The sequence below is a fragment of the Cellulomonas sp. WB94 genome (genome assembly GCF_003115775.1).
Lineage (GTDB): Bacteria > Actinomycetota > Actinomycetes > Actinomycetales > Cellulomonadaceae > Cellulomonas_A.
In genome coordinates, this window is the sequence record NZ_QEES01000002.1 from 1,440,484 (window position 1) to 1,461,623 (window position 21,140).

A 21,140-nucleotide genomic window follows, 5' to 3' on the forward strand; every position below is an offset into this window, starting at 1 on the left:
CCACCAGTCCGTCCTGCGCCGGCTCGGGCACGATCCGGGTCACGGGGCGCCCGTCCCTGGTCAACTGGACGATCGCGCCGGCCTCCACGAGGCGGACGACCTGGGCGGTGTGGCGGCGGAACACGCCGATTTCGACCTGCAACATCCCTCCAGTGATCCGCCGCGGGTCGCTCCTTGCGTTCCCGACCGCCGAGTCACCCATCGGCGTCTCGAGCGAAGCGGCGCCGGATCTCCTGCTCGGGCCTCTCCAGCACAATCGCGATCATTGACCACGTGTCGCCCGCGCGGCGGGCCTGCCTGATAGCCCGCACCAGGGCGGCGCCTGCCTCTTCGTACGCTGCTTGAGCGGCGCTGATAGCTCGGAGGTGCAGCCCGTCACGCCATGCGGACCTCGCCGGGGCGGCGTCTGCCACGGCCAGCACCCACTGCGGGGTGGCCCTGCCCAGGCGGCGATCAGTGACGATCTGGCCGCGCGCTGCGTTGACCTGCGCGCGCGTGACCTGCACCTGGCGACGGACGACCCTGTCGACAGAGCGGGCGGCGGCCGCCGGTGCGGATGCGGCTTGCCGGGTCGCACCCCGCACCACTCGACGCCATTGCCACGAGCCGCGAGGTGCGACGGCCAAGTGCGTTGCGTTCGCCATGCGCTTGGTCACCTGTCCCCGCCGGTGTGCTGCGCGCAGACATACGCGTCCGGATCAATTGAGTGGTTGCCGGTTGTGGTGCGGATCGTGACGGTTGTCCCCGCGGCGGAGTGTCGGATCGTCACGCTGATCAGCGCGCCGACCGTGCGCCCGTCCGAGAGGGTCACGACCCGGCCGATGTGTAGGCCGCGTAGTTCGCGTGCCCGGACCGGCCGTTGCCGGATGGGAGCCACTGCGTAACCGAGAGCCTCGGGCGCGCAGAGGCGGCACGGTCGGCATTGCACGCCGACGAGGATCTCGGGGCCTCCCAGGGTCGGGACGCGAGGCCGCGCCGGATCGCCCAGGGGCAGGTCAACCAACTGCTCGGCAGAATGCCGCGTCAGCCACTCATCCCAGCGGCGGAACCGATCGAGCTGGGGCCAGATCGTGCTGCAGTGCACGCGGTGGAAGACGGCGCGACGGCGGGGCGGTTGATTGAGCGCGAGGGTCGCGCCAGCGGCGAGCGCGGCGTCGAGCCGGCCCTGCTCGCGGACAATGATTGTCTCGAGCCGCTGGGCAGTGACGGCGTCCAGCTCGGGTGGTGAGGAGCGGGTCATGCGTCATCGCCGCCGGTGTCGCGAGGGCTGACCTGCGCGGGCGGGACAGGGAGGTCGGTGATCATTCGGGCGTAAGCCGCTCCGTCGAACACACCGTCGGCGGACCACGAGGTCCAGTACGCCAGCTGGTGACGGGCCAGTCGCTCCTGAGCGGCTCGATACCACTCCCATGACACGATGACCGCGGCGGGTGCACCATCACGGACGATGCTCACGCGCATCCCCGTGGTCATGACCTTCTCGACGAGGGCGTCAAGATCGCGGGCGGCCTCCTCGACGGTCACCGTCACCGTCGGCGCGTCGATATGGCAGCCGGTCATGGGGGGTCCGAGGTGCCAGGAGCGGCAGGTGACTGCCTGCGAAGGAGCGCGACCGCTTCGTCGAGGGAGCGCTCAACACCCCGGCGCACTGCCTGCACAGCGATGCCGTGGTCGATGGTGGTTGTCCCAACGAGGAACGCGATCTCGTCGGCGACGTCGAGCTCACCGACGGCGACCCGCCTGCTCGGATCTGGCTCGCGAGTCTGAAGTCCGAGGGCGAACAGCTCCACGACCGTCGCGCGGTCCAGGTCAATGGGGTCGTGCGAGTCGCCGATGCGCAGTCGCACTCGAGCCGACGATGTGGATTTGGTGCGCGTGGGCACAGGAGGTCCGGGAGTCATGACCGGCTCCGGGGTTCACTCATCGCTCCTCGTTCCGGTGGACCGTTGTGGCGTGGGTGCCGGCTACCAGCCGGGGGCGAGTGAGATGGCGTGGGACGCGACTTGGGCGCGAGTGCGGCCCGGGTAGTCGCTGGGCGTCGTTACCCGCAGGTGGTAGCCCAGGGCGTCCTGCATTTCGCGTTGCAGTTCGTGCAGTTCGCCGTCCGGAATCTGCTCAATCATCAGGTCAGCGGACGCGCCGTCGGCATCGGAGTCGCGCAGCCGGGTCGGGACGATCAGGCGCCGGTGGCGTTGTGCCGGGTCAGGAGGACGTTCAACGCGGCCCACATGGCACGGACGTCGCCTGCCGTCGCGGTGAAGGCCGCAGTGCGGTGCTGGGTCAGGTGAACAGTCTCCGGGTCGCTGCCTCGTGCCGGGCGCGTGACCGCCCGAGCAAGCTCGACCAGGTTCGCCGGTGTCGCACCAGGCGGTGCCGTGAGCGGGTGGATCGATATGACGGGGCTGGTCGTCCTGATCGTGACCTCAACGTCGGGGTCGTCCGTGACGGTGAGGTGCAGCGCCATTGGGCGCCCGACTCGGACCGACTCGACGGCGTGCAGCACCGCCCAAGCACCGTCGCGCCGCAGCTCCCCTGCCGCCTCGTCCGGCAGCCGCATTGCCAGGGACCTGTCCAGATCGAGGACGTAGCTTGAGTTCTCGGTCCTGACTGCCCAGGCACCAGTCGTCGGATCGAGCGTCTGGGTCGTCGTCCGTCGGCGGTCGGCACGGAGGCGCACCTCTGCCTGCAGCGCGTCCCAAAGGGGTGTTTGCATGACCCAGTTGCGGGCGAGCTTGCCCGCACCGGCAGTCATCGGCGGCAGGGGTGTCCTGGGTGTGAACCTGCCCATTTCGGTGCCGACGGCGTAGTCGAGCAGGATCTCAGCAGCCCTGCGTCGCAGCAGAATGACGACATTCGCCAGGTGCTCATCGGACAATTCCTGGATGCGGTGAACGCGCCCGGCCGAGTCCACCCAAACCTGGACCTGGTCCAGCACCCGGACATCCCACGTGCCCAGACGCAGGTGGCGCACCGCGCGAGGGAACGGCATCGCCCACGGGTACTCGCCGGAGCCATCGGGGTCGCGGGACCACGCCATCGGGCCGCTCATGGCAGCGCCGGATCCACGAGGGCAATGCCGCACGACAGGCACTACCTGCCGTCAGGGCGCTGGTCGTGTTCGCACGCTCGCTGGCGCAACCAGGTGCGCACGGCTGCAACGGCCACGCGAACCGCGCGCGCTGGTGACTGTCGGTCGCCCTCGCGGAAGTCGTCGGAGACGCCAGCGGCGACGGTGATCCCCTCGGCTGTCTCCGCCGGCCACGGGTTGCCAGTCGGCGCCGCATCCGGGGCGACAACGACCTCGTAGATCTCGGAGCGTTCCCGAACGTAGAAGGCGCGGCCGTCGACTTCGCCGACGATCACCCACGGGAAGGCGGGGATCTCCTGGCGGGCGGTGGCTCCCAGCTCGGCTGCTTCCTGCGCGACCTCGCGGGCAGCAGCCGCCGCCCAGTCCAGGTCATCGCGGTCCATCGAGGTCCTCGCCGTCCGGTCCAGGCACTCTGAGAGCGACGACCTGCTCCTCGGTGACGGGCTCGATGGCCGTGATCGTGCGTTGGAGTCTCCACTCGTAGGCACCGGCCCCACCTCTGGGGTCGGTAAGCCACCGGGGGCGCTCCCCGACGCGTACTACGCCGAGGCGACCGGGACGCTGCGAGCTGTCGTGGCTCGACACCTCTATCAGCGGCAGCCATTGATCGTCGTACGGGAAGACCTGGGAGTCCTTGCCCCGCGCGCGCATGAGACACCCGCGATCCAGGTCGACGAAGTAGACCGTGCTGGACTCGCTCCGGATCGCCCAGACGCCGGTCGCGGTTGCCAGATCGAGGGCGTCAACCTGCGCTCGGAGTCGTGTCTCCCTGGGGTCCATGGGGTTGAGCCTGGCACCGCTAGACAGGCTTGCGCAACAGCGTTTTCGCAGGTCACACGCTTGCGTGCTAGCTGACGACACGCTTGCGTGCTAGCTGACGACTCGCTTGGGGGCACCAGACGCGAGCGACCTAGCAGCCCAGCCCGCCTCGTCGTCCGCAGCGCTTTGGAATGCGCGCAGGGCGTCCCCGAGGCTCCTGCGGCGCGATCAGGGCCAGGATTGCGGCATCCCGGGCGCGCCGCTGCTCGGCGCGCTCCCGGACCCTCATCACGTACTCGCCACCGGGGGCGAGCTTGGCGTCGAGGGCATCGAACGCCGCCCGCCCCGCGGGGGTCAGTTGGCGGGCGGGCGGTGGTGCGTTGCCAGTCTCGCCAGTCATCTCCACCTCGCGCATCAATCCCGGACGATCAGATCGGCAGTTCCCCACGAAGCATCCTCGCAAGTCGTGCCGGTACACAGCGTCAGACCCACCAGTCCACCATCGCTCGCCGACCGGCGACACCACACCAGGAGCGCCCGTCAACTCTGACGCCTGCTTCACGATCGAGCCTCCCGCAAAAGCTGCCGCCAAGCCCGCGCACCACCCACGTGCTCAGCAACCGCTGAACGACGACGGCGTCGCCTCGCGACGACCAGACCCGTCAGTCGCCGGCGACGGAACCCGACACATCTCGTTCGACGGACCCGCCGATCCGCTTTGACGCCTTTTGATTCTTTGGAGAGTCGCCGTGAAGCGCACCCCTACGGCGGAAGCGGGCCCTGCACGAGGTCCGACGAGGCACGAGTCCACCCACCCTGGAAGCGCCGAAGCCGCCCGAGTGTCAGCGGACTCCGGTTAACTGCCTTCCAAGACCCTGAGGACGACCGACCAACGAGGATCACGTGTCACCGGGCATCGCGGGACCGCCAGTCCTCCCGCGCGCGCTGGAACACCTGATGGGCTTGGCTAGGGCCCTCGCCAGCCCCACCGGCGCACAGGACGGCCTGCGCACCTGGGTGACGGTGCCCACCTCCCGCCTCGCGATTGGCGCGAGCATCCTTGGGGCACTGTCCGCGACGACGCGCTGCGACGGGTGCTTCCACGCAGACCTGCACGCCGGGGACCGCGTGGCGGTCTACGTCGATTCCAAGTTCCAGGACACCGAACTCTCCGAGATCACTAGAGAGGGCCAGTTCCGCTATGCCGGCGTCCGCATTCCCTGCCAGAGAGCGTCCGTGTACCGGCTGCCAGTGGAGTTCCCTGCAGATCGCCACGCCGGACTGTTAAGCGCCGAGGACAAGCTTCTGCTCGCGGACGCGTACCAGTGCGTGCCTGACCTCGCCGGGCACCGGCACTTGCACGCATCCGGTCACCCGGTGCTTGTCGTCGGGCACCCCGAACGCACGCGGGACGACTTGCGGGCCTGGACGCCGCTGGCAGCTCAGCGCAGCCAGGTCCGCCGCGCCGCAGCCACCGACATTGACGACTGGTATCGCTCGGCGGTCCTGACGACCGGGACGTCCCCGACCTTGACTCGCCGCCCCTGGCTCACCCAAGTGCGGCCTCGACTCGTCATCACAACCACGACGTCCGCTGCGCTGGCGCCCACCCCATGGCCGGACGTTCCCGTCCTCGCCCTGCTGTCTCGGCGGTCCCCGTCGTCGGTGCACGCCGCCGACCTGGCCCATCAGATGCGCACCACCCCAGTGACCGTCGACGGACGCCTCGGCCTTGCGCTGCGCCCTGGGCATGGGCTCGAGATCTTCGCCGCGTACGTCCCCTGCGACCTGCCGATGCCCGTGGATGACGACGACCTCGAGGAGCAGTGGTGAGCGACCTCGACGTGTGGCAGGTGGCTGCCGAACCAGACATCGACGTCCACCGGGTGCCGTGGCCAGAACTGGGCGACCTGACGCGCGCTGTCCGCGCGCTCCGGGACGACACCACACCCGTCGCCGGACGCGTCACGAGCGCAGTGTGGGCGGCCCGGCGCATCCTGACCTCGACGCCGCTCCCCCCATCTCACACAGCCGTCGGTGTGGCCTCGCTCGTCGACGAGCTGCGCACGTTCCTCGTCGAACACCCAGCGCACACCGATGCCCCCGCCCTCGCGGCCGTGCGCGACGCCGCCGACGCTCTGCTCGCTTCCCCGTCACCGATCAACGCCTGGGTCGGGGACGTCCTGAGCGAGTACGGCGCCCAACGCGACGGACAACCAGAAGCAGTCCTGGTCGTGCCGCGCGCCGTGCTCGCCGAACCCGTGCGTGCATGGCTGGCAGATGACGGGTTCACCTGCCTGGACATCGCCACACCGGCCGACCTTCGCCGAGGGCGGTTGCACAAGGCAGCACTCGTTCTCGGGCACCCCGCCGTGACGTACGCGACACCGTTCTCCCCGCCGCAGACCGCCGAGCGCGAAGTGGGCTGGTTGCTGACCAGTCCGCCCGCGCACCGAGTGCGGCTCGCACTGCTCGACGACGACCCCGCGCTGAAGGCCGACGAACTCTGGGTCTGGCCCGACGCAGTCGCGCACCCGCGATTGCGGCTGACCGTCCCCGACCGGACGCCTGCGACCGTCACCCGGATTGAGTGGTTCACGCCCGCGCCCGTCCCCGCCGGCACGGCCGCTCGACCCTCCGACCACGTCGACGACCCCGTGGACGCCACCGCGGTCGTCACGGCGTCCGGGCACACGGTGTACTTCTCTCCAGCGACCGGACCGCGACCGGCCGTCCTCGGGCTGGAAGACACCGGCGACGTGACGATCAGTCGGGTGCCCATCACCCAGCTCACAGTCGGACGCGTCCTGGTCGAGCACACCAGCAACGCAGCCCGCGACGAGCTCCTCGCACGCGCGAACCAGTGGCTCCTGAGCTCTCGCCGCTGGACCCAGGCTCGCATCGACGCCACTCGCACTGCGTCGCTGAACCTGAAGTTCGCACTGATGTGGGCGCTGAGCGAACGGGGGGAGGACGGCGTAGTTGACGCGCTGCGCAAGCGGGGCCTGGACCGTCCGTACGCCCGCCGGTTGACCGACCACGTCCTCGACCCCGACTACATCGCCCCGTTCACGAAGGGGTTCACTCCTCTGGTCAACGTGCTGGCGGAAACCCCATTCTCCGACACGGACTTCATCGGCCCGATCCGCGCGGCCGCACACGACCTGCCCACCCTGCGCGCCGCACATCAGCACGCCGGTGAGCTCATCCACGTCGACCTGCGGCAACGGCTACGCGGACGCGCCTGGGAAGACGAGCTGACCACCACCGGGTACGCGCTCGTGCACGACGACACGCTCGGGGACGTGCTGCTGACCACCGTCCTGGTCGTCGACGGCACGCACCCAGTGCCGCGAGCGTGGCTTGGTACCCCGCAACCCGCACACGACCGCCAGGAGCAGCAATGACCGCCGAGGACACCCGCGACCGGCTCATCGATGCGCTGCGCCGCGACCTCCTCGGGCCGCTCGCTGATCCCGAAGGCCACTACCCGGCCGCGCAACCTGTGCCGATCACCCCCGGTGCCGCGCTGACGTCCCGCGACCTGTCCCAGCTCTTCATCGGGGCGGACCGCTACGAAGTCCTCGTCGGGGAGTCCCCCATCGGCCGGTACGTCACCGGCGCGCTCTACCCCGTGATGGGCGCGGCGGACGAGCTCGCGATCGACGCCGAACAAGCACCTGACCCCGACGCCGACGCACCGGCGGACGACGCACCGCCCGTGACCGTCCCGGAGACCGCCGACATGGATGACGCCGCGCCGGAGCCGGCGACAGACGCGGACCTGGACACCACTGGCACCACGGTCGACCGGATCGGGCGCCCTTCATCGATGGGGGTGTCGTTCGTCATCAGCGCGGACGTTACTGACCTTGCCGTGCACGCGACAGGGGCCAGGTACGAACCGTTCGCCGTCACCGTGGCCGGGAACGCGCGACCCGCGTGGCATCGCGTTCCCGTGGACATCACCACCAGCGTGACCGTGCCTGCCGATGCTCGGCGCGTGGTGGAGAACATCACGGACGGGACGATCGCCGTGCAGGTCGGGATGGATGTCCGGGCAGTGTCGGACGGCACGCGTGTCGTGACGGCCTTTATGGTGAACCGGTCCCAGAACACCGATCAGCCGCTGGCCACTCGAGTGCTGTTCACAGCAGCGCTTGCGGTGACCGTGCCGACTGGGCATCTGGCCGACTACCCGCAGCCGGACGTCGACACGTCCGAGGAGGCCCGCTCCCTGCGCCTGCTGTACGCGCACGCACCCGTGCGCGCTGTGGGGCACGGTGTCGACGCGTCCGTGACCGACGACTCAGGCGGACACACGGTGCGCACGGAGACGTTCCCGGTCGCCCTCGTCGCTCCCACCACCCCGGACATCAGTGACGAGGGCGGCCCGCTCGGGGTCGACATGACCGACCTGGGAAACTGGGACGCCGATGCCCGTGCGGTCGTGGACCGCATGATCGCCTCGTACCGCACGTGGATCACGACCAAGCGCGCCGAGGTGCCCGCGCTGACGGGCGACGGCGCAGCCACGGCCGCCGAGCATCTGGCCGCGTGCGACACGTTCGCGGACGACATCGCTGCAGGCTGGCAGCTCGCGCAGAGCGGCACCGCCCACATCGCTCTCCGGCTCGCGTCCAGGGCCATGGCCATCCAGCGTCGCTCCTACGCCGCCGCGACCCGGGCGGTCACGGTCAACGCGGCCGCCAAGGGCCTGACAGTCGCCCCCGCGGGGCCGGTCGGACGATCTCCGTCGTGGCGACCGTTCCAGCTCGCGTTCATCCTGGCGAACCTGCCCGCCCAAGTGGACCCCGACCACCCCCGCCGGGGCGCGGTCGACGTCATCTGGATGCCGACCGGTGGTGGGAAGACCGGGGCGTACCTCGGACTGGCGGCGTTCACGATGCTGCACCGCCGGCTGCTGGACCCGAAAGCTACCGGGACGACGGTCCTGATGCGGTACACCTTGCGGCTGCTGACCGCGCAACAGCTGCAAAGGGCAGCGTCGCTGATCTGCGCGCTGGACGACCTGCGCCGCGAGCCCGCCAACCAGCTGGGCACTGTCCGGTTCACGATCGGCGCGTGGCTCGGGAAGGCGGCCACACCGAACCGTCGCGCGGACGCGATCCAGATGCGCAACGAGCTTGCCCGCGCCACCAGGGGGACGCGGAAACGACCGTTCCTCCTGTCCCGGTGCCCGTCGTGCGCGGCTGCGATGGGTGACGTCGTCAACGGGCAGGTCACCGGCTATGCCAGCGAAGCCGCTCCCAACGGCGGCCAGCGGCTGGCTGCCCGCTGCCCGAACCCACGCTGCTCCTACTCGAGCGGCCTGGGCCTGCCGGTGTTCGAGGTCGACGAGGACATCTACGCCGCCCGTCCCACGTTCATCGTCGCCACGGTCGACAAGTTCGCCCAGTTGGCCTGGAACCAGCAGCCGCGCGCCCTGTTCGGCATCGACACCGATGGGAATCGCAAGTGGCCGTCGCCCGAGCTGGTCATCCAGGATGAGCTCCACCTCATCTCCGGCCCGCTCGGGTCGCTCGTCGGCCTGTACGAGTCGACGATCGACCAGCTCTGCCGTCACGACGGAGGCATGCCACCTCGGATCGTCGCCGCGACCGCAACGACGCGCGCGTACGGCCGCCAAGCCCAGAACCTGTACGCGTGCCCAGCCGACGATGTCCGTCTGGTGCCCCCGCCGGGCCTGAGCGTGGACGACTCGTTCTTCGCGACCGTGAGCACAGCCGTCCCGCCGCGCATCCACATCGGGGTGTGCGCCACGGGGGTCAGCCGGTTCCAGCACGCCGAGATGCGCGTCCTGTCCTCTCTCGCGCACGCCGCCGCAGCCATTGAGCAGGCCGATCCGAGCGCGAACCTCGACCCCTACTGGACCAACGTGGCGTTCTTCGGGTCGCTACGCGACCTCGGGCAAGCCAAGTCGTTGCTCGCGACCGACGCCCGCTCGTACGCGTGGCGGCTGGTCCGCTCCACCGGGGTGCGCGCCGGCACCCTGCGCCCAGATGGCACTCGCGCCGCGGTCAGGTCGCTTCAGGACGTCGAGCTCACCTCTGCATCGTCCGGGGACGCGGCCGCGAACCTCGACCGGCTGACCAAGGCGAAAGGGGAGCAGGGCTGCGTCGACCTCGCCCTCGCGACCTCGGTCATCGAAGTCGGCGTCGACGTAGAGCGGCTCGGACTGCTGACGATCCTGCGCCAACCGAAGACCGCATCCCAATACATCCAGGTCTCCGGTCGTGTCGGGCGCGCCGCCAACACGGGGCCGGGCGTCATCGTCACGGTGCTGAACCCGGCAAACGCCCGCGACATGTCGCACTACGAACGGTTCACGTCCACTCACGACCGCCTGTACGCCGCGGTGGAGCCCGCGTCGGTAACCCCGTTCACCGGAGCGGCTCTGTCCCGTGGACTGCGCGGCGCGCTCGCTGCGAGCGTGCGCCAGACCCGTCCCACCCGGGACAGTCGCGTCACGGCCGGCGACATCGCCCTGCTCACGCAGGCGTCCGCGGCGATGCGGGTCCGGATCGCGACCTTGCCGCACGCCCAGGTTGACCTGTTCGACGAGATCGCCGAACACGCCCTCACCGAAGCGGCGTCCGCCCGCGACCTGGAGATGGACTGGGGCACACCACGGCAGGAAGGGTTCTTGCGACCACCGGAGCGAGCGCCGCGGGCGGACTTCCCCTCGTGGTCCGCGCCGATGTCGCTGCGGTCCGTGGACAGCAGCGCCGCCGTCCACATCGACGACCGATGGCTGCCTGGCAACCACGCCACGGTTCCTGCCCCCGCGACAGGCGAGCCCGACAAGGAGGAAGCGGAATGGTGAGAACCATGTTCGTCGCCACCATCCGGCGCGGGCACGTCATTAGCCCGGTCGGCCCCGGGGCGTTGACGTTGCTGCCGAACCGCGTGTCGGTGATCGTCACTGCCCCTGCCGCCTGGATGCGCTCCCTGCCCGACCGGCCCGCGGGGTCGATCGGCGTCTTGGACGAGCTCTCGATCACCGACCGGCACCTGCAGGCCGCAACACTCGTCGACCGGTTCGTGCAGCCGCCAGCGGCGGAGAACCCGCCGGTGCGGGACCGCGACTGGGTGCTGCCGGCAGCACGGTTCCCCCTGATGGACGCGTGCGTGAACCCGCAGTGTCAACGGCTGATCGAACGGGACAACACCGACTCAAACGAAGGCCGCTGCACGCATTGCGCGATCGGGCGGCGGCGCTGGCCGACCTTCCAGGTCGCGACCGTACTTGCCTGCCAGAACGGCCACCTCGCCGACATCGACTGGTCTGGGGTGCTACACGACGGGGAGCCGTGTGCTGCCCCCCAAGTCCGGTACTCCGTCGGGGCGTCCCCTGCCCGGCCTCGACTGAAGTGCGAGGCGTGTCACCGGGAAGTCACCTTCGACCCGGAGCAGGACTTCCCATGCCCGGGCGAGCGCCCATGGCTGCCCGGCGCTGGAGCGCAGGACTGCCAGCTGCGGGCCCGTCCGCTCGAACGGTCCTCGACGACGATGTACTACGCCCAGCAACTGTCCGCGCTCACGCTGCCGGTCGCGGGGGCGACGAACCCGACTTTGGTCCACGCCCTGCTGGACAACCCGGCCCTCGCGCCGCTGCTGCGCCTGGACGCCGGTGGTCGCCGCGAAGACACCCTCGCGGAGATCGTCCGGATAGCCGGACGTCTCGGCATCACGACGACGCGCGACGAGGTCGTCGCCCACCTGGACGCCCTCGGGTCCGAGGCGAGCACACCGCCGTCGCGAGAGGCCGAGCTGGACGCGCTCACGAGCGACGAGTACTCGCGCCATGTCACGGGCCACCTCCCAGACCTGATCGTCGAACGCCAGGACCCTGCCGGCTACGCGACCCTTCTCGGGGACACGCTGACGGGCGTGTCCGCCGTGCCGCGGCTTCGGGAGACACGCATCCTGGCCGGCTTCACCCGCATCGAACCCGCACCGGCCGATCCACCACGCGGCTACGAGCAGATGTGGGGCAAGGAGCACCCGCAGACGTTCTCCGCCGGCGCGCGCGACGACTGGCTGCCGGGCTACCGGGTGTACGGGGAAGGGATCCTCGTCGTCCTGGACGAGCAGACCTGCCAGACGTGGGCAGCCACCGCGGCCCACGACCCACGAGTGCTGGACGCCGCAGTGGAATTCCCCACCATCGCGCTCGACCCAGTCCGCGGCGTGCTAGCGCACACGATGGCGCACCTGTTGATGCGGGCACTCGCCCCACAGTCGGGGTACCCGCTGCCGGCTCTCCGGGAACGCCTGTTCGTGTCCGACACCAGGACGGCGTTCTTGATCTACACCGCCGCCGGGGACATCGATGGGACGCTCGGCGGCCTCGTTGAGCTTGCCACCCCGGACCGGCTGGCACTGCTGCTGGACGAGGCAATCAACTCGGCCGACTGGTGCTCAACCGACCCGGTGTGCGGCGAAGGGCATCCGCACCTCGGCGGACACGGAACGGCGCCGGGTGCGTGCCATCACTGCCTGTACGTCCCTGAGACGTCCTGCGAAGCGTTCAACCAAGGGTTGGACCGCAAGCTCGTCACCGACTTCATGAGGCACCTCGGGCGCTGACCAGCCCCCCACCGAGCCAGCCGCCTGCTGCGGTGATCGCGCATGCCTCCACGTCGGACGCAGCCTGGTTAGGCACGGTCACGCGCACGAGGAGTCGGTGACGTGCAATGCTCGCAGCCGGTCCAAGTCCACGATGCGGCGGCTATCGCGCACGCCACTGATGTCCCTCATGCCTCACCCCACATCTGCCGAAGTAGAAGCGTGTTCTCATCCCGGCTTGCGCGAAGGCCGCCTCCGCTCCTCGTGACCGGCGCCCTCGCATCCTCGGTGACAGCCAAGTCGTGCGGGTACCGTGCGAGCGTGGGCACGCAAACGGGTGACGATCGACGATGACGCACATCCACGCTCGCCACTCCGACGTCATCGGGACAGAATCGGCACTCCTCGCCGCCCGTCAGGGGAAGGAGACGCTTCGGCTGCCGTCTGGTACCCGCATCACACGTGCACATGACGACCTCGAGAAGGCAGCCGCCGAGTCGGTGCGCCTGCTCCGATGGAGCGGGGTCGCTCTCCCATGCGTCTGGCTCGCGGACGCGCTCGTTGTTCCTATCGTCAGATGGAACGAGCATGGATGGCGCACGCGTCGGGCACGGAACGTAGGGCCGATCGTCGACCGGGCATGGTGGCTCGCGTCTGCCGATGCCTCCTACGGTGATGCACCGGACGCGCCGCTCGACATCCGGGGCTTTCTTGTTCTCGGTGCTCTGCACAGGTCACGTGCTGCGCTCGGTCGGCTGCGCACGACAGCTCCTGTCGCAGCACTCATACCGTCGTTGCCGGCACCCGATGCGCTTGAGCTGATCCGTTGCGACTACTACGGGTACAGCGTGGTGGCGGCGACCGACACGAAGGTCGAGCTCGTTCTCAACGCAGGCACGTGGGAACCACCCGACGGTCAGGTGCACTTCCAGCGCAAGCTGAGGGAAGAGCAGCTGTTCGAGGTCGCCCTCCGATCCGGTCAGGCGCCGATCTCGTTGTAGGCCACGCGCCAGGCACCGATGAACGCCGGTGGTTCCAGCGGAACGCCCGTTGTGGACTCGATGTGCTGGTGTGCGAACTGGGCGGCGTTACCTGCCTCGAACAGGGCCAGGCGCTGCAGTTCGGGACTCTTCGCCGACCCGACGCGCATCGCGGCGAAGTCGGTCAGGGCGCGGATCGAGTGCTCATAGGCGTGCCGGTCGGTGACGATCCGGTCGAGCCGCATGCCGTTGCAGGCCGTGCAGTCGCACACGAAGTACTGATCGATGTCCGGGTGCTGCACGAGGTCCGCGACCTTCTCGACCGACATGTACGCCATGAGCCGTGGCACCCACACAGCAATCCGCGCCGGCCTGCGTCCACTCTTCTTGTCCGGGTTCGGCAGCGGGTACAGGTGTCGCAGGCTGGTCAGCGTGCCGATTGCCCCGCCGGCGGCCCCATATGCCACGGCCGCGACGGCAGAGGCGTCACACCTGAGGACCAACACGGGTTGGTCGGCGCCGAGGACGTGCACGAGGCCACGAACAACGGCCTGCACTCCCATCGGGTCGCCAGAGTGCTCGACGATCAGCCCGACCGGCACGCCGCCGCGGTTGATCGCCTCCCGCAACTCCCTGGGCCGGTTCCTGAGCCACAGGTAGCTGATCGGTAGCGCAGCCACAACTGGGCGGCCCGTCCGCCGAGCCTGCGCGAGGGTGCCGTCCAATGCCGCGAAGTCGCCGTCGGGGATGTACGGGGAGTCCGTCAGTGCGTACCGCTGACCCGCGCGGAGCTGGGCGTCAACCAGACCAACGTCGAGCGGCGCGCACCCGATCGTGCGGCGCACCCCCGAGTACCGGTTGGCGTCGAAGAGAGCGTGCTCGACGTCGCCGGTCACCTCGTGAAACGGAGCAAGCACGTCGGACACCTTGGACTCGGTCACGGGCCATCGGGCGGGGACCGTGAGGACGACCCCCAACGGAGTCTCGTTGCAGATGCCCGCGACCGAGCGGATGCCGTCGATGTTGGTCTCGGATTGCACGGCGATCGCCGGGCGCCCGGCGTACAGCTCGCGCACGGGTACGAGGGGTGTCGGCAGCGCTGGAGTCGCGAGCGTGAGCCCGTTCGGCATCAAGGTGTCGGTCACGGCAACCACCGTCCTAGGCGGTCATGGCGCTGTCGCGCGGTTCGATGGGGAAGTAACGACGGAAGCTCTGCTCGGTCATCAGGGCCGTTCGGGCTAGGTCGGTCACGGCCTGGCCGGAGCGCAACCTGCTCTGGAGCAGGTTGTGCAGGGTGGTCGGGTGCTCGGGCGGCACCTCGATCGGCTCGGAGGTCTTCCACCCGAGTCGGTTGAGACGGAGTTGGAACTCGCGATACTGGCGGTCGGAGATCTCGTCGATGTCGTACGCGCGCCTGATGAGCGCGGCGATGGACATTCCCCACTTGGGCTTGAGCTCGACGAGCCGACGGAACTGCGCCGTGGTGAGGCCAGCCAGGTCGGGACGGATCTCCTCCGGAGGCGCGAGTAGCGAGGCCGCGAACAGGTCGGCCTGGGCCTCCTGGTCGTCGCCCGGGAGGCGGTGCATCACCAGGTGCCCGAGTTCGTGCGCGATGGTGAAGCGCTGCCGGTCTCCGCTCAGGCCGCCGTTGACCACGAGCATCGGCACGCGACCGGGCGTCTGCGGCCACGACGACACAGCGTCTTGCGCTGTCGAGCCCAGAGGCCGCTCGAACACGACGACGCCGGCGTTCTCGAGAGCACCGACAAGGTCCTTGACCGGACCCGCCGGCAGGCGCAAATGCTCCCGCACGATCGCCGCGATCTCAACCGGATCAGGCGCATCGAGCTGGGCCACTCGCGGAAGAGTGACGGGCGTGACCGGCTGCCCGTCCATGATCTGTTCGATGGAGAGCCTCGACAGGTGCGCGAGCGCCTGGATCTTGTTCTTCGCGACCGCTGTCAGGCGGGAGGATCGCCGCCGATTGTGTAGGCAGGAGACATCGAGGCCGAGCTGGGGTGTCGGGTGCGTCAAGAGCTCGACGGGGCAGTCGAGGGCGTGCGCCACGTGGCGCAAGGTGTCGCCCTTGAGTTCGGCGAGCCCATTCTCGGCCTTGGAGATCGTCGACTGGTTGACGTCGGCGAGGGTCGCGAGCTCTCGCTGCGACAGCCCTTTGGCATCGCGAACGAGTACGAGCATTCGACGGTCAGCGCTCTTCTCGGTGCTCGCCGCTGCAGTCATGGGGAGATCGTATCACCAGGTGCATCGTTTCGGCATCACCTGCGTGATATTTGCCGGGGCCCGCCGCCGGTCAGGGTCGTTGCGCCGTGTGCCCGTCCGGCGCCGTCCGACGGTTGCACAGGACGCGAGGGAAGGACGCTGGACGCAGGGAGTGGGTTGTGGGCGAGGACTGAACCACGACCGCTCTGACATCACACAGCACTTTGCCTTGGCGCTCGAACCCCGCCGCTACTCGCGAGCGCCGCGAGTGCGGCCGATGAAGGTCTCGAGCTCCTGCGCTGTCGACACGAGCGCCTTGACGATTTCGTCGAGAGCCCTCGCCTGCCGCAGGTTCAGCTCCGCTCCCCACGTGCTCAAGGCTGCCTCGGTGAACCTGCGTAGCTGCCTCGCCGCGTCCTCGACCCGAGCGAGCTCCGAAGGGTCGATCGCGACCCGCTCCTTCTGATCGGGAACCAGTCGAGCGTCGTACACGAGCGGGTAGACGCGCGATCCACCGGTGTGCTCGAACTTCCACTTCGCCTGATAGAACGCGCGGCGCTTCCGGCGATGAACGGTGCAGTACTTCGAGCGCGGTTCGCGGCGGACGCGTCGACCGAACGTCTCGCAGTCGTCGCACCAGAAGCCCGGCGCAAGGACTCGCGACTGGGCCACAGCGCCTCCAAAATGTGCTCTGACCTGCGTATATACCGTCACTCCACTTGATGAAGCCCTTGCTCGCCGGCTAGGTTGGGAGATCCGGTCGACGTCGAGTCGACACTCAAGAGGTTGTTCCGGCTGCTGTCGTACGTCGCACTCATCAAGGTTGTGCTTTGTCGCCATCCGCGCGACGACGAGTTCAGATCGACCGATCGGCACAAAGCGAAAGGCGCCACCCGAGGGTGACGCCCTTGCTGGACGGCGGAGCGCCAACTCCGCCGCTGAGAGGTCCCCGACCACCACAGGCAAGGAACCACCGCGTTGTACGTAACGAAGACAGCATCACACGCGCCCGTGCTCGACGCCAGGCACCTCTCGGGCGTGCCCTGTGCCTAGGCCGTCTCAGCCAGGACCCATCAGCGCCGAGGCCATCTGAACGGCGACGCTCGGGTACCAGCCGAACGGCGCTGGTCATGACCGCTGGGATGAGATCGGTCCCTTCGTCCGGGACGCCGTGGTCAACGGCGGCTGCACATCCCTGTCCGGCGTGTATGTCGCCCTCAAGGCCGTGTCCGCGTTTGCCGACTGGGCGGCCTCGCACGCCATGCCGCTCGACAAGGAAGCCCTTCTTGACGAGCCGACGGTCGAGCATTTCGTCGCCGTCGGTCTGAACGGCATCAGCAATCGGAGTCGCGCCACCTATGCGTCGACCCTGCGGCGCATCGGCAGGCTCGCCACCCGGCGCGCGTACTTGGTCGCCGGAACCACTGACGCACTCGCACAAGCTAGTGGCACCGCCGTACCGCTACGACGAGGTCGACTGGATGTGGGAGATCGCAAGGACTCAGAAGACACCAGGCCGCACCCGTGGCGCTCTGGCACTGCTCTCACTCGCCCTGTGCGCTGGACTCAAGGGCCATGAGGTCGGCGCCGTGCGCGCCGACGATGTCCAGTTCCGCGACGACGCCGTGCTCGTGCACGTCCGCGGCGGACGCCCGCGCACCGTTCCGGTCCTGCCACGCGCTCACACAGCACTTCGCTCCTTGTGCGAGGAGTACGAAGGCCGACAGTTGTACGCGGACATCGCGGCCGGCCGGACGGCGGCCTCGCAGGTATCGAGGCACATCGAGGTGCCACCACGTGCACCGGCATTCGACTCGCCCAGACTGCGCACGACCTGGCTGGTCCACATGCTGAGCACTGGGCTGACCGTGTCGGAGGTCTACCGGTTCGCCGGCACCGTCTCCACGCACGCGCTACGTGACCTGCTGCCGTACGTGCCGACCCGTGACGAGACCGCCATCTTCGCCGACATCGCGAGGTGGAACCCGTGACCGAACTCAGGCCGCTGGACCGCAACGTCGCGAGACCGGGCAGGCTCTCCCTGTCTCGCGCCTACAAGATCGCGCGCGAGATCGCGCGGCGCTCCGGCGTCGCCGACGCCCTGCGCGAGAGCATCGACAGCCACACCGGCAGGCCGATGGATCTCGCATGGATCGACCTGCTCGCGATCTTCATCACGCACGGCATCCTCGGGCAGGACATGCACCTGACGAAGGTTGAAGAGACCGCGCGGGATCTCGTCAACGCCCGACTTCTGACGGGCACACGCTCGGGGCGCGTCACCTACGACCACATCGCGCACAACCTGCGCCGGATCGAGGAGAGTCTTCGACACGGATACATCACGTCTGTTCATAGCCACAAGCGGTTCGACAGGAAGACCGGCGAACTGCATGAGTGCCCGGCGACGTGCACCGGTGAACGACCGATCGGCCCCGACCAGTTCGCCACAGCACTGCTGATGGCATCAGCGGCGGGACTGCCGCGGACCACGACCTTCGCACTCGACTCGACCGACTACGAGACAACGGCGGCGCGCCGGTCGTGGCGCAAGAAGCCCGATGTCATCGACACGGAGGACGTGCCCGACCTCGCCGTCTCGGGCGAGGACTTTCGCACCGTCGAATTCCCGCTGGTCCGGGCGGACGGACGACTGCAGCACTCGCTGGACCCGGATGCATGCGCCGGCTATCGCTCCGGGAAGGGGCTCCGCCCGAAGGAGACCTTCCTCGGGTTTGACCTCCACATCACCGTTCCCGTGCCAGAACCAGGCATGCCCCCGCTCCCGCACCTGGCGCTCGGCCTGGTCACGATGCCAGCCGGATCTGGCAAGGCCGAAGCCGGCCTGCGCGCAGTCGACGCCTTGACGGACGCCGGGATTCCACTGAAGACGCTGCTGTCCGACCGCGGCTACACGTACCGCAAACCGGAGGCATGGGCGCTGCCACTGGTCGGACGTGGCATCGCGTCGATCCACAATCTTCACAAGAACCAGTTCGGCGTCCACCCCGGCCCCAGACTCCACACGATCTGGGTCGACGGCTCGCTGTACACGTCCGCGCTCCCCGCCGCGCTACGCAGCCTCGGCGGATTCAGCCTCGGCCTATCCGATGCCGCCAAGCGCGAGCTCCAAGGGAAGTACGACGAGCGACGGCCCTACCAGCTCGATCCGGTACCGCACGGCGATCGACCCGGAACAATGCGGTTCCGCGGCCCGGCACTCAGCCGCCGCGTCCGCTGCGTCAACACCCCCGAGTCTCTCCGTGCGCCGTACAGCGTCCCGGCGACGACGTGCCCGAAGCGCCCGGTCGACAAGGATGGGAACCGCGGTGCGCCAGTCTGCGGATGCGGCGTCACCGTCGTCGTCGACGCCGAAGAACAGGCATGGACTCGACAGAGGACGCCCTTCGGGTCCACCGAGTGGGCAGCGCTCTACGGACGACGCTCCGGCGTCGAGCACATCAACGCCGAGATCAAGCACAACCGCGGCGTGAAGATCGTGCGCCACTTCACCCGCGTGCGAGGAGCGATCAAGAACCACATCCTTCTGACGTTCGCCCTCGTCGGCACGAACGTCCGGCTGCTGCGGGACTGGCATATCTGTCGGTCCGCGCCCGACCCGTGGATGGAACTCATCGGCGACGCCGATGATCCCGCCTGGGCCGTCGAGCACACACGCGTCAAGAAGCGCAGGAAGCGGAAGCGCGCGTTCCACGAGGCTTACTACGCCTCGAGAGGCAGACCGCTCCAAGTCGCCTGACACCCGCAACCGAACAGCACCGCGTCCGAGCCCGTCACCGTCCAGGTGAACGGGCCGATCGTCGTACCCGGGCCAGATGCCGACGCTCGCAGCACGCCAGGTCAAGATCAGGCAATATCACGCCTGCGTGCTAGTCAAGAGGTCGGACGGACCCTGGACGCAGGAACTCCCGGCAGGATCACGTCCTGCCGGGAGTTGTCCCGTCTACTGGGTCCCGGTTGTCCCGAGACCCCACTGTGCGCGAGGGGGGATTTGAACCCCCACGCCCTTTCGGACACTGGCACCTGAAGCCAGCGCGTCTGCCATTCCGCCACTCGCGCGCGCCGGAGAAGATTAGCACGCAGCGTGGCGGGGGCCGGAACGCGACGGGAGTCGGTGGACCGCGGATACGATCAAGGCCGACGAACCGCGGGCGCGCGGTCCGTCAGCGGGCGACGTCACCCACGCGACAGGTAGACCGGAGACGCAGGGGCGGCGAAGGAGGTGGGGCGATGGGCATCCTCGACAAGTTCGAGCACGGGGTCGAGCGTGCGGTCAACAACGCCTTCGCCAAGGCGTTCCGCAGCGAGCTGAAGCCTGTGGAGCTCGCGAGCGCGCTGCGCCGTGAGGTGGACGACCGGGCCGCCGTCGTGGACCGGGACCGCACCGTCGTCCCCAACGACTTCACCATCGAGCTCTCGCCGGCCGACCACGAGCAGGTCTCGGCGTGGGGCGCGGAGGCCCTGGCCGACGAGCTGGCAGCGAACGTCACCGACCACGCGGCGGGGCAGCGCTACGCGTTCGTCGGGCCGGTGACCGTGACGTTCCTCGAGCACGAGGACCTGGAGACCGGACGGTTCCGGGTCCGCAGCGCGACGGTCCGCGGTGCCGTCGCACCCGCGACGACCGTCGCACCGAGCCCGCGCCACCCGCTCGTCGACATCGACGGCCAGCGCTACCTGCTGACGGGTCCCGTGACCGTCATCGGGCGTGGCTCGGAGGCGGACATCATCGTCGACGACCCCGGCGTCTCGCGCCGTCACCTCGAGATCCGGGTCGGGCCCGACGGCGTCGTCGCGACCGACCTCGGGTCCACGAACGGTCTGTTCGTCGAGGGCCATCAGGTCCCGGCCGCGACGCTGCTCGACGGCAACACGCTCACGATCGGCCGTACGCGCATCATGTTCTGGACCGGCGACGCGGCCGCCGAGCAGGACGAGTGAACGGCCCGCATGAGTGAGCTGACGATCACCCTCCTGCGCCTCGGCTACCTCGTCCTCCTCTGGGTCTTCGTGCTCTCCGCGATCGGCGTGCTGCGCCGCGACCTGTACGGCACCAAGATCGTCGACCGGCGCGGGCCCGCCCCGCGGACGCGCGCGACCGGCACTGCCGCCGGTGCAGCGAGCGCCGAGCAGCCCGCCCCACAGACCGGCGGCCGCGGCAGCCGGGCCGCACGTGCCTCGGCCATCCCCACTCGCCTCGTCGTGACCGAGGGGCCGCTGCGCGGCACGACGCTGCCGCTCGGCTCGTCGGCTGTCCTCATCGGGCGCGCGCCGTCGTGCACGCTCGTGCTCGACGACGACTACTCGTCGTCGCGGCACGCCCGGATCTTCCCGCAGGGCGGCCAGTGGCTCGTCGAGGACCTGGGCTCGACGAACGGCACGTTCCTCGGTGAGGTCAAGGTCCAGCAGCCGACCCCCGTCCCGCCCGGCGCGCAGGTGCGCATCGGCCAGAGCGTCATCGAGCTGCAGAGGTAACCCGG

General features: G+C 69.2%; 20 protein-coding genes and 1 tRNA gene. 9 read left to right on the forward strand and 12 right to left on the reverse strand.

Annotated elements, in window-relative coordinates; all coding sequences use genetic code 11:
* Nucleotides 1–194: 194 nt before the first annotated feature.
* The 7 genes from DDP54_RS07770 to DDP54_RS07800 all read right to left on the reverse strand — a co-directional run bounded on the left by DDP54_RS07770 (nucleotide 195) and on the right by DDP54_RS07800 (nucleotide 3,868).
* Nucleotides 195–506, reverse strand: a complete 312-nt coding sequence (locus DDP54_RS07770) for a hypothetical protein (protein WP_109131258.1) — start codon at nucleotides 504–506, stop codon at nucleotides 195–197.
* 146 nt (nucleotides 507–652) lie between these two features.
* Complete coding sequence (locus DDP54_RS07775; protein ID WP_109131259.1) at nucleotides 653–1,240, reverse strand: hypothetical protein; 588 nt, start codon at nucleotides 1,238–1,240, stop codon at nucleotides 653–655.
* Nucleotides 1,237–1,560 (reverse strand): type II toxin-antitoxin system Phd/YefM family antitoxin, encoded by a 324-nt coding sequence (locus DDP54_RS07780; RefSeq protein ID WP_109131260.1) that lies wholly within the window; start codon nucleotides 1,558–1,560, stop codon nucleotides 1,237–1,239. The genes DDP54_RS07775 and DDP54_RS07780 overlap by 4 nt, the downstream gene beginning before the upstream one ends.
* Nucleotides 1,561–1,964: 404 nt before the next feature.
* The gene (locus DDP54_RS18150) at nucleotides 1,965–2,123 is read right to left on the reverse strand and encodes a hypothetical protein (protein WP_158274479.1); all 159 of its coding nucleotides are present in this window, start codon (nucleotides 2,121–2,123) and stop codon (nucleotides 1,965–1,967) included.
* Between the two features lie 53 nt (nucleotides 2,124–2,176).
* Nucleotides 2,177–3,049 carry a hypothetical protein gene (locus DDP54_RS07790; RefSeq protein WP_109131262.1) on the reverse strand — a complete coding sequence of 291 codons (873 nt, stop codon included), beginning with the start codon at nucleotides 3,047–3,049 and terminating at the stop codon, nucleotides 2,177–2,179.
* 41 nt (nucleotides 3,050–3,090) lie between these two features.
* Nucleotides 3,091–3,471 carry a hypothetical protein gene (locus DDP54_RS07795; protein ID WP_109131263.1) on the reverse strand — a complete coding sequence of 127 codons (381 nt, stop codon included), beginning with the start codon at nucleotides 3,469–3,471 and terminating at the stop codon, nucleotides 3,091–3,093.
* A complete protein-coding gene (locus DDP54_RS07800) occupies nucleotides 3,458–3,868 on the reverse strand; it encodes a hypothetical protein (protein ID WP_109131264.1) in 411 nt (136 codons plus the stop codon). The genes DDP54_RS07795 and DDP54_RS07800 overlap by 14 nt, the downstream gene beginning before the upstream one ends.
* Before the next feature lie 882 nt (nucleotides 3,869–4,750).
* Between DDP54_RS07800 and DDP54_RS07805 the strand changes: the two genes are divergently transcribed.
* From DDP54_RS07805 to DDP54_RS07825, 5 genes are all read left to right on the forward strand, one after another.
* Complete coding sequence (locus DDP54_RS07805) at nucleotides 4,751–5,680, forward strand: hypothetical protein (protein ID WP_109131265.1); 930 nt, start codon at nucleotides 4,751–4,753, stop codon at nucleotides 5,678–5,680.
* Nucleotides 5,677–7,254, forward strand: coding sequence for a hypothetical protein (locus DDP54_RS07810; RefSeq protein ID WP_146192390.1), 1,578 nt, complete (start codon nucleotides 5,677–5,679; stop codon nucleotides 7,252–7,254). Before DDP54_RS07805 ends, DDP54_RS07810 begins: the two co-directional genes overlap by 4 nt.
* Nucleotides 7,251–10,694: a helicase-related protein gene (locus DDP54_RS07815; RefSeq protein WP_109131267.1), complete on the forward strand. Its 3,444-nt coding sequence runs from the start codon at nucleotides 7,251–7,253 to the stop codon at nucleotides 10,692–10,694. Before DDP54_RS07810 ends, DDP54_RS07815 begins: the two co-directional genes overlap by 4 nt.
* A gap of 5 nt (nucleotides 10,695–10,699) precedes the next feature.
* Nucleotides 10,700–12,460: a DrmB family protein gene (drmB, locus tag DDP54_RS07820; protein WP_242448447.1), complete on the forward strand. Its 1,761-nt coding sequence runs from the start codon at nucleotides 10,700–10,702 to the stop codon at nucleotides 12,458–12,460.
* A gap of 329 nt (nucleotides 12,461–12,789) precedes the next feature.
* Entirely contained in the window at nucleotides 12,790–13,440 is a 651-nt protein-coding gene (locus tag DDP54_RS07825; protein WP_109131269.1) for a hypothetical protein, read from the forward strand.
* On the opposite strand, the gene DDP54_RS07830 is transcribed toward DDP54_RS07825, so the two are convergent.
* The 4 genes from DDP54_RS07830 to DDP54_RS18155 all read right to left on the reverse strand — a co-directional run bounded on the left by DDP54_RS07830 (nucleotide 13,419) and on the right by DDP54_RS18155 (nucleotide 17,324).
* Nucleotides 13,419–14,564, reverse strand: a complete 1,146-nt coding sequence (locus DDP54_RS07830) for a hypothetical protein (RefSeq protein ID WP_146192392.1) — start codon at nucleotides 14,562–14,564, stop codon at nucleotides 13,419–13,421. The genes DDP54_RS07825 and DDP54_RS07830 overlap by 22 nt on opposite strands.
* Before the next feature lie 13 nt (nucleotides 14,565–14,577).
* Nucleotides 14,578–15,660, reverse strand: a complete 1,083-nt coding sequence (locus DDP54_RS07835; RefSeq protein ID WP_109131271.1) for an XRE family transcriptional regulator — start codon at nucleotides 15,658–15,660, stop codon at nucleotides 14,578–14,580.
* Nucleotides 15,661–15,888: 228 nt separating this feature from the next.
* Nucleotides 15,889–16,311: a hypothetical protein gene (locus DDP54_RS07840; protein WP_109131272.1), complete on the reverse strand. Its 423-nt coding sequence runs from the start codon at nucleotides 16,309–16,311 to the stop codon at nucleotides 15,889–15,891.
* A gap of 872 nt (nucleotides 16,312–17,183) precedes the next feature.
* Complete coding sequence (locus DDP54_RS18155; protein ID WP_158274480.1) at nucleotides 17,184–17,324, reverse strand: hypothetical protein; 141 nt, start codon at nucleotides 17,322–17,324, stop codon at nucleotides 17,184–17,186.
* Nucleotides 17,325–17,486: 162 nt separating this feature from the next.
* On the opposite strand from DDP54_RS18155, the gene DDP54_RS18160 reads away from it, so the two are divergent.
* Nucleotides 17,487–17,630: a hypothetical protein gene (locus DDP54_RS18160; RefSeq protein ID WP_158274481.1), complete on the forward strand. Its 144-nt coding sequence runs from the start codon at nucleotides 17,487–17,489 to the stop codon at nucleotides 17,628–17,630.
* Nucleotides 17,627–19,399 (forward strand): transposase, encoded by a 1,773-nt coding sequence (locus DDP54_RS07850; protein WP_146192393.1) that lies wholly within the window; start codon nucleotides 17,627–17,629, stop codon nucleotides 19,397–19,399. Before DDP54_RS18160 ends, DDP54_RS07850 begins: the two co-directional genes overlap by 4 nt.
* 237 nt (nucleotides 19,400–19,636) lie before the next feature.
* Here the strand turns inward: DDP54_RS07850 and DDP54_RS07855 are convergent.
* Nucleotides 19,637–19,719 (reverse strand) — tRNA-Leu (locus tag DDP54_RS07855).
* A gap of 171 nt (nucleotides 19,720–19,890) precedes the next feature.
* Here DDP54_RS07855 and DDP54_RS07860 point away from each other — a divergent pair.
* Both DDP54_RS07860 and DDP54_RS07865 read left to right on the forward strand, forming a co-directional pair.
* Nucleotides 19,891–20,601, forward strand: a complete 711-nt coding sequence (locus DDP54_RS07860) for a DUF3662 and FHA domain-containing protein (RefSeq protein ID WP_109131275.1) — start codon at nucleotides 19,891–19,893, stop codon at nucleotides 20,599–20,601.
* Between the two features lie 9 nt (nucleotides 20,602–20,610).
* Nucleotides 20,611–21,135, forward strand: a complete 525-nt coding sequence (locus tag DDP54_RS07865) for an FHA domain-containing protein (protein WP_109131276.1) — start codon at nucleotides 20,611–20,613, stop codon at nucleotides 21,133–21,135.
* Nucleotides 21,136–21,140: the final 5 nt, after the last annotated feature.

What these genes read in the sequence shown, in the direction of transcription:
- DDP54_RS18150 (WP_158274479.1), bottom strand. Translation starts at nt 2,123, where the DNA reads ATGATTGAGCAGATTCCGGACGGCGAACTGCACGAACTGCAACGCGAA.
- DDP54_RS07815 (WP_109131267.1), top strand. Translation starts at nt 7,251, where the DNA reads ATGACCGCCGAGGACACCCGCGACCGGCTCATCGATGCGCTGCGCCGC.
- DDP54_RS07800 (WP_109131264.1), bottom strand. Translation starts at nt 3,868, where the DNA reads ATGGACCCCAGGGAGACACGACTCCGAGCGCAGGTTGACGCCCTCGAT.
- drmB (WP_242448447.1), top strand. Translation starts at nt 10,700, where the DNA reads ATGTTCGTCGCCACCATCCGGCGCGGGCACGTCATTAGCCCGGTCGGC.
- DDP54_RS07825 (WP_109131269.1), top strand. Translation starts at nt 12,790, where the DNA reads ATGACGCACATCCACGCTCGCCACTCCGACGTCATCGGGACAGAATCG.
- DDP54_RS07775 (WP_109131259.1), bottom strand. Translation starts at nt 1,240, where the DNA reads ATGACCCGCTCCTCACCACCCGAGCTGGACGCCGTCACTGCCCAGCGG.
- DDP54_RS18160 (WP_158274481.1), top strand. Translation starts at nt 17,487, where the DNA reads ATGCTGAGCACTGGGCTGACCGTGTCGGAGGTCTACCGGTTCGCCGGC.
- DDP54_RS07865 (WP_109131276.1), top strand. Translation starts at nt 20,611, where the DNA reads ATGAGTGAGCTGACGATCACCCTCCTGCGCCTCGGCTACCTCGTCCTC.
- DDP54_RS07780 (WP_109131260.1), bottom strand. Translation starts at nt 1,560, where the DNA reads ATGACCGGCTGCCATATCGACGCGCCGACGGTGACGGTGACCGTCGAG.
- DDP54_RS07790 (WP_109131262.1), bottom strand. Translation starts at nt 3,049, where the DNA reads ATGAGCGGCCCGATGGCGTGGTCCCGCGACCCCGATGGCTCCGGCGAG.
- DDP54_RS07860 (WP_109131275.1), top strand. Translation starts at nt 19,891, where the DNA reads ATGGGCATCCTCGACAAGTTCGAGCACGGGGTCGAGCGTGCGGTCAAC.
- DDP54_RS07795 (WP_109131263.1), bottom strand. Translation starts at nt 3,471, where the DNA reads ATGGACCGCGATGACCTGGACTGGGCGGCGGCTGCTGCCCGCGAGGTC.
- DDP54_RS07835 (WP_109131271.1), bottom strand. Translation starts at nt 15,660, where the DNA reads ATGACTGCAGCGGCGAGCACCGAGAAGAGCGCTGACCGTCGAATGCTC.